Here is a 12,305-nt window from a genome sequence, read left to right as displayed (position 1 = left end):
CGAGACCCTGGTGCTGGAGCGCGAGACCGCTATCGGGCAGGGCGTGAGCTCGCGCAATAGCGAGGTCATCCACGCAGGTCTCTACTACCCGGCCGGCTCGCTCAAGGCACGGCTGTGCGTGCGCGGCAAGGAGTTGCTCTACGAGTTCTGCGCCAGCCATGGCGTGGCCCACAGCCGCTGCGGCAAGCTGGTGGTTGCGACCGAAGCCTCTCAGCTGCCGGGCTTGCAAGCCCTGCAGGCCAAGGCCGCCGCCAACGGCGTGCACGATCTGCGCTGGCTCAGCCGCGAGGAGGCCCAGACCCTGGAGCCGGCCCTGCGCTGCGAGGCGGCGCTGCTCTCGCCCTCCACGGGCATCGTGGACAGCCATGGTCTGATGCTGGCCTTGCAGGGCGATCTGGAAGCGGCCGGCGGCGCCGTGGGCCTGGGTTCCGAGGTCTTGGGCCTGCGGGCCACGTCCGAGGGTCAGGTCTTGCGGGTGCGCGCCGGGGGTGAAGAGATGGAACTGCTGGCCGGCCTGGTGGTCAATGCTGCCGGCCTGTGGGCGCCCTGGCTGGCCGCACGCAGCGAGGGTCTGGATGCGGCCCAGGTACCGCGGGCGCACTACAGCAAGGGCAGCTACTTCTCGCTGGCGGGGCGCGCGCCCTTTGGCCGCCTGGTCTATCCGCTTCCCCAGGAGGCGTCCCTGGGCGTGCATCTGACCCTGGACCTGGGGGGGCAGGCCCGCTTCGGGCCCGATGCGCAGTGGCTGGAGGACGTGGCCGACCCCGACGCGCTGGACTATCAGGTGGATCCGGCACGCGCCGAGGGCTTTTACGCCGATGTGCGCCGCTACTGGCCGGCCTTGCCGGACGGCGCGCTGCAGCCGGCCTACAGCGGCGTGCGGCCCAAGATCCACGGCCCGGGCGAGCCGGCGCCGGACTTCCGCATCGAGGGTCCGGCCCAGCACGGCGTGCCGGGCCTGGTGAACCTGCTGGGCATCGAATCGCCCGGCCTCACCAGCTGCCTGGCGATTGCGGACGAGGTGATGGCGCGGCTGGCGGCCTGAGGCCGCGCGGCGGGCCCGGTCTTCAGTCGCGGCTTTCGCGCCGCTGCCATTGCCCGTCGAGCAGCAGCTCGTGCGGGCCGAAGCGGGCCTTGTAGGCCATCTTGTCGCTCTCGGCGATCCAGTAACCCAGGTAGAGGTGGCTCAGGCCCAGGCGGCGGGTCTGCTCGATCTGCCACAGCACGTTGTAGCTGCCGTAGCTGTTGCGGCCCTCGGTCTCGTAGAAGGTGTAGACGGCGGAGAGCCCGTCGCTGAGCACGTCCAGGATGGAGACCATGCGCAGCCGGCCTTCGCCGTCCTCGGCATTGGAGCCGGCAGGCTCGCGGAACTCCACCAGGCGCGAGTTGATGCGGCTTTGCAGCAGGAACTGGGTGTACTGGTCCACGCTGTCGTGGTCCATGCCGCCGCCGCTGTGGCGCCCGGCCTGGTAGCGCAGATAGAGCTGGTAATGCTCATCGCTATAGCTCAGGCGCATGACCCGGGTCTGCAGCGCCTCGTGCTGGCGCCAGGCGCGGCGCTGGCTGCGCGAGGGCTGAAAGTCCGCCACCGGGATGCGCATGGGCACGCAGGCCTTGCAGCCGTCGCAATAGGGCCGGTAGGTGAAGAGGCCGCTGCGGCGAAAGCCCGCTTCCACCAGGCCCGAGTAGGCATCGGCATGGATCAGATGGCTGGGCGTGGCCACCTGCGAGCGCGCCTGTCGGTCCGGCAGATAGCTGCAGGGGTAGGGCGCGGTCGCATAGAACTGCAGCTGGGACAGCGGTAGTTCCTTGGGATGGGTCACGGTGGGGGCTCCCTCAGGCTGGCAGCTGCGGATTCTGCGTCAAAGGCGCCCAGTTCGTCCCAGAGTGCCGGCTCGAATCGCCAGGCCGCGGTGGGCAGGGGGCCGGCCTCGCCAATCGCCGCCTGCAGATGGGCCTGGAAATCGCTGCGGGGCACCTCGGCCGCCCCCAGCGAGGCCAGGTGGCGGGTGTTCTGCTGGCAATCGATCCAGGGGATGCGGTTGCGCCGGCACAGGCAGACGAGTGCCGCCAGCGCGATCTTGGAGGCATCGGTGCGACGCATGAACATGGATTCGCCAAAGAACATGCGGCCCAGGTTCACGCCATAGAGCCCGCCCGCCAGCTCGCCGTCCACCCAGGTTTCCACGCTGTGCACCGCGCCGCGCTCGCGTGCCCAGCGCTGATAAGCGGCCTGCATCTCGGGCAGGATCCAGGTGCCGTTCTGGCCCTCGCGTGGAGCCTCCGCACAGGCCAGCAGCACCTGGGGCAGGGCGCTGTCCACCCGGATCTCGCAGCCGGGCGTGGCGCGGAAGCGGGCGATGGTCTTGCGCAGCGAGCGGCTGAGCTTGAAGTGCCGGGTCTGCAGCACCATGCGCGGCTCGGGCGACCACCACAGAATGGGCTGGCCCGGGCCGTACCCGGGAAAGATGCCGCGGCGGTAGGCGGCTTCCAGCCGGGCGGGGGCCAGGTCGCCGCCGGCGGCCAGCAGGCCCGGCGCCTCGGAGGCAGGCCCCAGGGCCTGCTCCGGCGGCGGGAACTCCAGCGAAGACTCTTGCAGCCAGTCGATCATCGGCTTCATGGTAGCGTGTCGCCCATGAAGAACAGCATCACCGTTTACGGGATTCCGAATTGCGACACGGTCAAGCGCGCCCGCGCCTGGCTGGACGAACAGGGGCTGGCCTACCAGTTCCACGACTACAAGAAGGCCGGCGTACCCGCGGACCTGCTGCCGCGCTGGATGGCCGAGCTGGGTTGGGACAAGGTGATCAACCGTGCCGGCACCACCTGGCGCAAGCTGGACGAGACCACCAAGGCCGGCGTGAGCGACGCGGCCAGCGCCGCCGTCCTGGCCCAGGCCCAGCCCAGCGTGATCAAGCGCCCCCTGGTGCAATGGGCGGACGGCCGCCTGAGCCTGGGCTTCACGCCCGAACTGTTCAAGGAGCATGCCTGATGTTCACCGGCATCGTCCAAGGGCTGGCCCAGGTGGCCGCCATCACCGAAAAGCCCGGCCTGACCAGCTTCACCCTGGCCTTCCCCGAAGGCTTCTGCGAGGGCCTGGAGATCGGCGCCAGCGTGGCCTGCGACGGCGTCTGCCTCACCGTCACCGCGCTCAAGGGCCCGAACGCGGCCGATTTCGATGTGATGCAGCAAAGCCTCAAGCTCACCACGCTGGCGGGGCTGAAGCAGGGCAGCCGCATCAATGTGGAGCGCGCCGCCAAGGAAGGCGCCGAGATCGGCGGCCACCCGCTCTCGGGCCATGTGGACTTCATGGCCACGCTGGAGAGCGTGCGCCGGCCCGAGAACAACCATGTGATGCGCATCCGCGTGCCTGCGCCCTGGATGCGCTACATCTTCGCCAAGGGCTATATCGCCATCAACGGCGCCAGCCTCACGGTGGCCGAAGCCGGGCGCGAGAGCGGCGGCGCCGGCTGGTTCGAGGTCTGGCTGATTCCCGAGACGCTGCGCATGACCACCTTCGGCGACAAGCAGCCGGGCGACGCGCTGAATATCGAGATCGAGCGCTCCACCCAGGTCTTTGTGGACACGGTGCGCGACGCCATCGACGAGCGCCTGGGCCCCCTGCTGCCGGCGCTGGAGAAGCTGCTGGCCGCTAGCGGCCAGAGCCTGGACGCCCTGGCCGAGCCGGTCAAGCTGCCCGGCCGGTCCTGATCAGGCGGCGAGCAGCTGGCGCAGCACGAAGGGGAGGACGCTGCCGAATCCCGGTGCGGCGCAGACCATGCCTGCGCGCGCCAGCATGGCGTGCAGCAGCAGATTGCAGCCCGCGGTGATGTGCTCAGGCTGGGCGTGCTCGATCTCATTGTGGCTGATGCCGTCCTTGCAAGAGATGAAGATCATTCCGGCCGGAGCCACGGCGTCTTGCGCGCGGGACGAGAGTTGATAGCCTTGGGGCCGACCCCGATATTGGGACGGGGCAGGAGCTCAAGATGTAGCGGATGCCCAAGAAGCGATTGCCCCTGGGGTTCGGCGTGATGCTGGCCCTGTTGACGCTGGTGGCCTTGGTCAGGCAGTACCAGCTCAGTCCGATCCAGTTCTCCAGCAGCCGGCTGGACTCCAGCGCCTTCCGCCTGTCCCTGGCGCAGTCCTGGGAGACGCGGGTTAAGTAGGCCCTGGCCAAAAAATTGGCCCTGCCCGAGCTAGACGCCGAGCCAGTGGGCAAGCACAAAGGCCGGGCCGAGGACCGCCAGGAGCGCCAGCTGCTGGACCCCGCCCTGTCCTCCCAGTCGGCCGGCCCGGAGGCACACCAGACTGCCGTGGGCAAGCTGGCTGGTGGCCCCGTGAAGCTGCAGATCGCCGACGGCGACCTCACCGGCGCCGTGGGCAGCCATGCCCAGGACGAGCTCGACGCGCTGTTGGAGTCCCTGGAACGCATGCAGACCAAGCTTGTCACGCTCGTCGGGCAGGTGCGTAGCGAGGCGGAGTTCCTGGTCAATGCCTCCAAGGAGATCGCCTAGGGCAACCGCGAGCTTTCCGCCGGCACCGAGAAGCGGGCCAGCCTTGCTGGAATAGACGGCCTCCAGCATGGAGGAGCTGTGCTCCACCATGCGCCGCAATGCTGATCACGCCTAGCAGGCCAATCAGCTGGCCCAGCAGGCCTCCGAAATCGCCCGTGACGGCGACGCCGTGGTCGGCCAGCAGGCTGCAGGGGCAGGCGGACGAGCTGGTGCGGCAGGTGGGGTGTTCCGGGTGCGGGCCTGAAGGGGCCTGACTGCTGGGGCATGCGGGTTCAGACAAGGCTGTCGCCGTCGTTGCCGCCCCCTCCCGAACCGGACTTTCCGCCCCAGAAGCTCGAGAACGTCGAGCTCAGCCCTGACCAGACCCCGCCCAGCGAGAGGCCGCCACCGCCGCCACCCTTTCTGGAATCGTCCCTGACGGGCTCCTCGATACCCAGGTCGATGACGAAGCTGCCCGAGGAATCAGAGGGTGCACTGGTGAGCGCGGATCCCTTGGTGATCGGATGGGGCTGGGTGCTGAGCTTGCCCACGCGGGCGTCCGTCTGGCCCGTGCTCGAGAAGTACCAGGCGTTGCGGGTCAGGAAGGTCTGCGAGGGTTCCTTCGTGCCATAGATGCCGAACAGAGGCGCCTTGCGGTCGTCGCCGCAGTCGGCCTCGCTGGTGATGCGGTCACCACCGTCGGTGGCCACCACGGTCGCCACATGATGGGCGGCCTTGGTGTAGTTCCGGTCCTCGTCGCGGGTCTTGGGATTGGGCCAGATGAAGTAGGCCTCGCCCAGGCCAGGATCTGAGCCATGCCCGAGGTCGGTCAGGTCCTGGTCGCGCGTCTGGGACCCGCCCACGGCCTTGCCGGTGCCGGTGTCCTTGAGCGCCCCCATGCCGTGGCCCGACGACCAGTCCGTCGTGTTGGTGGCGAGGGCTCCTGCATAGAAGCCGCAGTCGTTCTGGCCCTTGAAGGTGGTGCCGGGGCCGTCCGGTACTTCCGCGTCGAAGCGAGCCTTGGGCGTGTAGATGCTCCAGGGGCCGTCGGTGCCTGACTTCACGAAGAAGCGGTCGGGGCTGGGCGGCGTGCCGCCCAGCCTCTCGTGCACGTAAAGCTGATTCTTGTTGCCACCTGCCTTTGGGACTGCGTAGCGGCTTCCCTCGCTGATGCGATAGTGCTCGGCGTCCGTGAAGCGCTGCACGGGTGCTGCGCCCCCGGCCGGCAGGGGCCTGGACGGGGCGGCACTGACGGACTTCATCTGCAGGGCCCGACTCCCCATCCGGTCTGCCTCGTGCTCCAGCTGCGCGTTGTCGTTGACGGCCGTGCCTGCCACGTCGAGGGTGGGGCGCACCCGCCCCTGCGCCTGCTGCACCACGTGCCAGGCCTCGTGCGGCAGGTGCTTGTCCTGCCCCGGGCCGAGGTGAATGTCCTGGCCCTGCGCATAGGCATGCGCCTGCAGTGCGGCGGGCTTGCTGGAGTTGCGGTGCACGCGGACGCCGGACATGTCCATGCCCGACAACGCTTCGATGCCGTTCTTGAGCGAATCTGGCAAGCCGGTTCTGTTGGTGTCCAGAACACTATGCTGCAGCTGCGCGATCTGCTGATGTTGCTGCTGCTGCCGAGGACCTGTGGCAGCCCTGACTTGCCGCGTCCCCAGTCGGCTGACGGGTTCGAGCGGCTGATTGTCATGGGCTGTTGCTGCATCGATACGAGTTTTCATGCATTGCTCCCAGCCTACTTGTTCTGCGAATTCGCCACATTCGCCGCCAACATGCGGTCACGCCGGCGGTTCTTGGCAGCGCTCTTGCGCGGGTTCTCCTCGCGGCCCTTGCCGGGCTTGTGCGAGGTGGTCTTGCCGCTGGGCGTGGTGCTCGAATGCGACTTGCCGCGGTTGAAGCCCTTGGTCTTGCGCGCGCCCTCGACCTCCACCCGCTGCACCGGTGGTGCAGCCACCGCCTGCAGCTGCGAGATACGTGTACCTTGGTTGTGCTGACGCGGCGTGTCGATGGCGCCCTCATGTCCGGCGTGGACGGCCGCGGCGCGTGGCGAGGATGCGCGCGCACTTGATATGGCCTGCTTGCTTTCCTTCATTGCATCTCTCCGGATGGACGGCTTCGGGTGCGGAGCCGATCGATGGCCTGTTGACTCGTGGCTATTGCTCGCCCTCGTTAGCCGGATGCGGGAAGCAGGTGACGACCTTCCAACTCACTTTCGGAGTTTGGCCCTTCTTGTCCGACTTGATCAGATAGCGTTCGAGTACGGCGGTGGCATGGTCCAACTCCTCGGTGTCGACATCGACAAAACGCGGCACGCTTAGATCCTCGTACTCGTAGCCGCCGGAGGTCACGCCGACCTGCTTCTGGCGCCGCCTGGCGGCGACCTGGACCGCCTCGATCTCGCCCGAGATCACCAGTCGTGCATCGCCATACTGCTCGGCGATCCAGGCCTTGATGGCCCTGTCGTTCGCCGCGATCAGCTGCTCCAGGGCCGCGTCCTGGTCGGCCTGCGAGCCGAAAGTGCTGGAGATCTTGCGATTGCGGCCATCCAGATAGTTTGTGCTCTTGGCGGCATGCCGGTCCCGGGCATGGCCGCCCTGCTGCTCGGAGGTGTCGAGCTTGGTACCGGTGAAGTCGCTGTCCAGCCCGTCGCTCAGTGCCTTGTTGTGCGGGTCTAGCTGGCGATCGCTGGCTTTCTTCTGCTCCGCCTCCTTCTCTCGGCGGCGGGCCAGCTTGCCTTTCCTGCCGAGCTGGATGACGCCGGCTCCGGCGGCCGCTCGCAGCTGGGCGATCTGCTGGCCCTGCTGCTGCTGGCGCGCCAGGCCGTCCCGCGCGCCGCCTGAGCCTGCGGCCAGGCTGGCGGGTTGATGGGTAGCGGCGGACTCGTCCTTGGTCTTCAACCTTTGGAGTTTTGATGTCATCGATGCTCCTTCATTGCCATGCGCGGTCGGTCGGGCCTCATGGCTTCTCTACCTTCGGTTTCAGCAGCACCCGCAGTGCCAGCAGCACAGGGATCGCGATCACCAGGATCAGCTGCGCATTGCCATCACGCAGCGAGCGCAGCGCCGGATCGCAGTGCAGCAGGGCCGCGCCCAGCAGGAAGGGCGCCACGCCCGCCAGCAGGGCATAGCGGCCCCAGCGCATGCGCCAGCCGCAATGCAGGGTGAGCGCCACGCCCACGAGCAGACCGACGAGCAGCAGCACATCAAAGGCCAGGCGCAAGGGCCAGCGGTTGGGGCAGACCCAGCCGCAGACGGCCGCGCTCAGGGCGTTGGGGGGGGAGCCGACCAGGGTGGTGCGCAGGCGCTGCTGATCACGGTCCGAGAAGTTCTCGCCTTGCAGGGGCGCGGGCCAGAAGCCCACGCCCGCGAAGTTGTCCTGGAAATACACCAGGTCATCGCGAAACTGCTCCTCGCTAGCGCCAGGCAGCAGACGCACCGGCACGATGCTGCGTAGCATGGCGCGCCGGTCGCTGCCTTGCAGATGCGGCGAACGCTCGACCAGATCGCGCAAGCGCTTCTTGCTCTCTCGGCTGGGCTCGGGCAGCAGCACCATGATGCGCAGCTCTACGTTGGTCCGGCTGCGGTAGTCGCCGCCGCTGTCGGCGATGCGTCCCTCCCGCACTTCGGGCTTCTCCACATCGAGCATCAGACGGAAGAGCTGGTCCACCGTGGCCGGTTGGCCGGTGCGCAGCTGGGCTTCGGTCAGCACCAGATTCAGCGCGTAGCGACGTCCCGGATTGCGGTGCAGGGATTCGGCCAGGGCCCGCACAAAACGGGGATAGAAGTCCGCGATGCGAGCGGCCAGCTCGGGGCGCGTGCCCTCGCCCCGGGGCAGCTCATCGAAGAAGACGCTCAGGCCATCGCCCAGGTGCTGGGTGTGGCCAAACAGGGGCAGGGCGGCATTCAGTCGCGCCGGCAGGCCCGGTAGGGGCCGGTCGATCAGTTCGCGGGCCTGCTGGGACACCTGCGTCAGCATCTGGGTCAGCAGGGCCTCGCGCTGGGCGCTGGGCTCGGTCAGCAGAAAGTCCCAGTGCCGCTGGTAGAGCAGGAAGTCGACCTGGGTGCCGTAGTGCTTGGCCAGGCGTATGAACTCGCTCTCCTGGACCAGATCGCGCCGCTGCGCGCTGCCCGATCCCGTGGGGTTGAGGTAGCGATAGTCCAGGCCTTGGGCGTTGAAGCTCAGGCCCATGAAGCTGAGCCGGTGCAGCAGGCTGAAGTCCAGGGTCTGAGGATCCGTGCCCACGGCGTTCCAGGCCGGGTAGACGGCATAGACCAGGCCCTGGCTGCGCTCGCTCAGGCAGTCACAGCCGGGCACGGCCTGCCAGTTCAGGGGCTGGGCAGGCGTCAGGCTCACCATGCGGCGGGCAGCCTGGGCCAGCCACTCACGCAGCGCGGGCGGCAACAGCCAGTCCGGCAGATCTTCCCAGGGGATCTGTCCGGGCTCCAGCGCCTTGGGCTTGGGCGCGCTGGCTTTGATGGCGGGTGCGGCAGCTCGACCAGGGGCTTTGGGCGGGCCTCCCAGCTTGGCGGCCGATGCGGCCAACCCGGCGGGCTGCGGCTGGCACAGCCGGGCCATCGCTTCGGCCGAGGGCTCGCTCTCGCCGCGCTGCTGCGCGCTGGCCTTGATGAGGCTGCGGCTGTGCTCGCAGCGCTGCGCGTCCACGGCGGCCAGGAAGAGATCGCGGGTCGGGTACTCGCGCTCCAGCAGTGGCCCCAGCCATTGCAGCAGCTGTTTGTGCTGGGCCTCACTCCAGACCAGGCCTGCGGGGCGCTCCGGCGTCGGCCCATCGCTGGCCCGGGTACTCGTGGGTGCTGCGGGGGCGGAGGCGGTCGCAGCCGGTGCGGAAGGCGCGGGCGCCGGCGGCGCCGCGCCGTCGAGCGTGCCCGTGCTGCCGCTGCCGGTCTCCGAGCCACTCTTGTCGCCGCCGCTGTTTTCATCCGCGGCCTGCAGGGCATCGAGCTGGGCGGCCTGGAGGCGGTAGACGATGGCGGTGCGAGCGTCTGCCGGCTCCGACACCGTGGTCGTGGCGGGGTTGACGCCCACCAGGCTGGGCACGGTCGGCGCTACGGGGAGTGACTGTGACGCCGCGCCCGCCGCCGGCTTTGCGTCCGTGACGGCCAGCACGCGCAGCACATAACTCTGGCTGGCCTGTCGGCCATTGGCGTCGGTGAGCAGCACGCTGAACGCATAGCGACCTTCGCGCTCCGGCAGGCCGCACAGACGCCCGTCGCGGTCCATGCGAATTCCGGGCGGCAACTGGCCCTCGCTGAGCCCGAACACATAGGGGCGGCTGCCACCCTGCGCGAAGAGCAAGGCTTTGTAGGCGCGACCGGCCCGGGCGCTGGGCAGGGCCTGGTTCGGTGGTGCCAAGCTCAGTGGGAGTGGGGACTCGCTGGGCGGGCTGGTGCGCGTGAGGGGGCCGCAGTCCTGCGCCTGACCGGGGGGCGCAGCGGCCGGCGCCGCAGAGGACGCGGGCTCTGCAGGAGCTGAGCTGGCGGCGCTGGGGGCGCTAGCTGCACCGGCCGGGCGAGGCGCCAGCTCGGTCGGCGCGCTGGTGGCGGCCAGCAGCAAGAGGGACAGGCCCAGGGGCAGGGCCAGGCGCAGCAGGCGAATGCGGCTCACAAGGTTCTCCCTTCCTTGCGCAGCTCGCGCGCCAGGCCAGCGCGCAGCTCCTGCATGCGTACCTGCTGCCGGCCTGCACGCACCGCCTTGAGTGCAGCATGGCGGATCACATTGGCGATGGCGCCGCCGGCCAGCTCGTGGCGCTGAGCCAGCAGCTCAAGGTCCACATCTGCATCCAGATGATCGGGGGCCAGCATCTGCTGCCACAGCCGCAGGCGCTGCTCGGCGTCGGGCATGGGGAAATAGACCATGGACTGAAAGCGACGCGAGAAGGCCTCATCGATATTGCTGCGCAGATTGCTGGCCAGGATCACCATGCCCGGGAAGTCCTCCACCCGCTGCAGCAGATAGGCAATCTCCTGGTTGGCATGGTGATCGTTGGCATTGTTCGCGGCACCGCGCTTGCCGAACAGCGCATCCGCCTCGTCAAAGAACAGGATCCAGCGCCTCGACTGCGCCTGGTCAAAGACCCGCGCCAGATTCTTCTCGGTCTCGCCGATGTACTTGGAGACCACCATCGACAGGTCGATGCGGTACACATCCGCGTCCACCACCTGGCCGATCAGGGTGGCCGTGAGTGTCTTGCCCGTGCCCGGCGGGCCGTGGAAGAGGGCGCGGTAGCCCGGCTTGAGGGCACGCGCCAGCCCCCAGTCCTGCATCAGATGCGCGCCCTCGCGCATCCAGGCGCACAGCTGCTGCACCTCGTCCATCACCTCCGGCGCCAGCACCAAGTCCTCCCAGCCCAAGGGGCTGCTGATGCGCTTGGCGGGGAACTGCGCGCTGAAGTCGGGCTTGCGGGCCGTGCCGCTGCACAGGCGCTGCAGGGTCTCGCTGCTGGCCAGCAGGGCGCCGCTGAGCTGGGGCTCACCGCTGGCGGGCGTCTCCAGGCTCAGCAGGGTTTCGCGCGCGAAGGCGTGGCCGGCATCAAAGCAGGCCAGCAGGGCCACGCGGGCCGCCAGATCCTCGCCAGCCACCAGAAAGGCCGCCGTCTCCCCGGTGGGCAGAAAACCGCCATGGCCCTGAGCCTTGAGCCCGCCAAACTCGGTGAAGCCGCGGTCCAGGTTCTGGTTGCGCATGAACAGCAGGTCCAGCATTGCGGGGCGCAGATGCGGCGCCAGGGCCAGGGCCAGCACCACGCGCTCGGCCGGGCTGAGCTGCAGGCGCACGATGAGCGCGCCCAGGGCGCTGTCGTGCGCCTGATCGGGCGGTGGGCCGGCCGCCGCCAGATCCAGGTCCTGCTGCTGGAAGTGCTGTTCCAGACGGCGGTCCAGCACGCGCTGCAGCCAGTCGAGCTCCAGGGTCAGGGCCAGGGCATGGTCTTGCACGATGTGATCCTCAGCGCCAGTCCACGTGCAGAACGGCCGACATCCAGGGCAGGCGGATCAGGCCGAAACTCCAGGGCAGACGGTCCAGCAGCACATCGAAGGCGCGCCCCTCGATGCGCAGCCGCCAGCGCGCGGGCTCCTCGCGCCGACCCTCCGGGCCTTCTACGCTCTCGGCCTGTGTTTCCTGCACCAGGCGGCCGCCGCGCTGCAGAAAGCTCTCACGCAGCGCCTGGGGGCTGGTCTGACCCAGGGCCGCCCAGTGAGCGATCAGCGCCTGCAGCAGACCCTCCAGCTCGGCCTGCTGGGCCGGCTCGGGTCCCGAGTCGGGCGCGAGCAGGGTTTCGGGCAAGGCTCCGCACAAGAGCTTGCTCAAGGGCAGGCGATGTTCATCGGGCGTATCGATGCCCTGGGCGCCTCGCACCAGGTATTGCAGGCAGGTCACGGCGCGCGCGCGGGCGGCCTCGCTGCGCCACTGCCGGCCGCTCTCGTCCAGCAGCTCGAAGCGTGCGAAGAGGCGCTGCGCATAGACCGCCAGCAGCACTTGGCCGGCGTCATCCACCCAGATGGGTTCGCCCAGTCGAGGCGCGGACAGCCCTGCCGTGGGCGCTGCGCGGCCCGGCGCCGTCGCGAGCAGCTCCGGCCCCAGGCGCAGTTGTTCCGGGGCTTCGCCCAGCACAAAAAGTCGTCGGCACAGGCCCAGCCACAGGCGTTCGCGCAAACGTGGCGCATCGGGCGGCGCGAACAGCGCTGTGCGGGTTAGGGCAGCCGGTGCCGGCTCGGCCACCTGGGCCTCGGCCAGTCCCAGCAGGCGCTGCAGACGCCGTTTGAGGCCGTCGACGGCCTGACCGAACTGCGCCTTTAG

At 69.0% G+C, this 12,305-nt stretch carries 13 protein-coding genes and 1 pseudogene; 5 read left to right on the top strand and 9 right to left on the bottom strand.

Annotated elements, in window-relative coordinates; translation table 11 throughout:
- Positions 1–1,045 (top strand): NAD(P)/FAD-dependent oxidoreductase (locus ACK5F2_RS07185; RefSeq protein ID WP_409863787.1); only part of this gene is annotated, 1,045 nt, incomplete at its 5' end.
- Between the two features lie 22 nt (positions 1,046–1,067).
- On the opposite strand, the gene ACK5F2_RS07180 is transcribed toward ACK5F2_RS07185, so the two are convergent.
- Complete coding sequence (locus ACK5F2_RS07180) at positions 1,068–1,823, bottom strand: arginyltransferase (protein WP_409863786.1); 756 nt, start codon at positions 1,821–1,823, stop codon at positions 1,068–1,070.
- Positions 1,820–2,620: a leucyl/phenylalanyl-tRNA--protein transferase gene (aat, locus tag ACK5F2_RS07175; RefSeq protein WP_409863784.1), complete on the bottom strand. Its 801-nt coding sequence runs from the start codon at positions 2,618–2,620 to the stop codon at positions 1,820–1,822. Before aat ends, ACK5F2_RS07180 begins: the two co-directional genes overlap by 4 nt.
- A 15-nt stretch (positions 2,621–2,635) precedes the next feature.
- Between aat and ACK5F2_RS07170 the strand changes: the two genes are divergently transcribed.
- The gene (locus ACK5F2_RS07170; protein WP_409863783.1) at positions 2,636–2,992 is read left to right on the top strand and encodes an ArsC family reductase; all 357 of its coding nucleotides are present in this window, start codon (positions 2,636–2,638) and stop codon (positions 2,990–2,992) included.
- Positions 2,992–3,711, top strand: a complete 720-nt coding sequence (locus ACK5F2_RS07165; RefSeq protein ID WP_409863782.1) for a riboflavin synthase subunit alpha — start codon at positions 2,992–2,994, stop codon at positions 3,709–3,711. The genes ACK5F2_RS07170 and ACK5F2_RS07165 overlap by 1 nt, the downstream gene beginning before the upstream one ends.
- On the opposite strand, the pseudogene ACK5F2_RS07160 reads toward ACK5F2_RS07165, so the two are convergent.
- Positions 3,712–3,909, bottom strand: a pseudogene (locus ACK5F2_RS07160) (hypothetical protein); the annotation flags it as partial.
- 86 nt (positions 3,910–3,995) lie between these two features.
- Between ACK5F2_RS07160 and ACK5F2_RS07155 the strand changes: the two are divergent.
- Positions 3,996–4,166 carry a hypothetical protein gene (locus ACK5F2_RS07155; protein ID WP_409863781.1) on the top strand — a complete coding sequence of 57 codons (171 nt, stop codon included), beginning with the start codon at positions 3,996–3,998 and terminating at the stop codon, positions 4,164–4,166.
- Positions 4,167–4,211: 45 nt separating this feature from the next.
- Positions 4,212–4,514: a hypothetical protein gene (locus ACK5F2_RS07150; RefSeq protein WP_409863780.1), complete on the top strand. Its 303-nt coding sequence runs from the start codon at positions 4,212–4,214 to the stop codon at positions 4,512–4,514.
- Positions 4,515–4,786: 272 nt separating this feature from the next.
- Here ACK5F2_RS07150 and ACK5F2_RS07145 read toward each other — a convergent pair whose 3' ends face one another.
- From ACK5F2_RS07145 to ACK5F2_RS07120, 6 genes are all read right to left on the bottom strand, one after another.
- Entirely contained in the window at positions 4,787–6,217 is a 1,431-nt protein-coding gene (locus tag ACK5F2_RS07145; RefSeq protein ID WP_409863778.1) for a DUF4157 domain-containing protein, read from the bottom strand.
- 14 nt (positions 6,218–6,231) lie between these two features.
- Positions 6,232–6,588 carry a hypothetical protein gene (locus ACK5F2_RS07140; RefSeq protein WP_409863777.1) on the bottom strand — a complete coding sequence of 119 codons (357 nt, stop codon included), beginning with the start codon at positions 6,586–6,588 and terminating at the stop codon, positions 6,232–6,234.
- Positions 6,589–6,649: 61 nt separating this feature from the next.
- A complete protein-coding gene (locus ACK5F2_RS07135) occupies positions 6,650–7,414 on the bottom strand; it encodes an RNase A-like domain-containing protein (protein WP_409863775.1) in 765 nt (254 codons plus the stop codon).
- Between the two features lie 37 nt (positions 7,415–7,451).
- Complete coding sequence (locus tag ACK5F2_RS07130) at positions 7,452–10,118, bottom strand: Ig domain-containing protein (protein ID WP_409863774.1); 2,667 nt, start codon at positions 10,116–10,118, stop codon at positions 7,452–7,454.
- Positions 10,115–11,443, bottom strand: a complete 1,329-nt coding sequence (locus ACK5F2_RS07125; RefSeq protein WP_409863773.1) for an ATP-binding protein — start codon at positions 11,441–11,443, stop codon at positions 10,115–10,117. The genes ACK5F2_RS07130 and ACK5F2_RS07125 overlap by 4 nt, the downstream gene beginning before the upstream one ends.
- Before the next feature lie 10 nt (positions 11,444–11,453).
- A partial coding sequence (locus ACK5F2_RS07120; protein ID WP_409863772.1) for a contractile injection system tape measure protein occupies positions 11,454–12,305 on the bottom strand: 852 nt, incomplete at its 5' end.

Source organism: Roseateles sp. (genome assembly GCF_046300915.1).
Lineage (GTDB): Bacteria > Pseudomonadota > Gammaproteobacteria > Burkholderiales > Burkholderiaceae_C > Kinneretia.
Note: the sequence above shows the minus strand (reverse complement) of the source record. Positions and strands in the feature narration are given on the sequence as shown.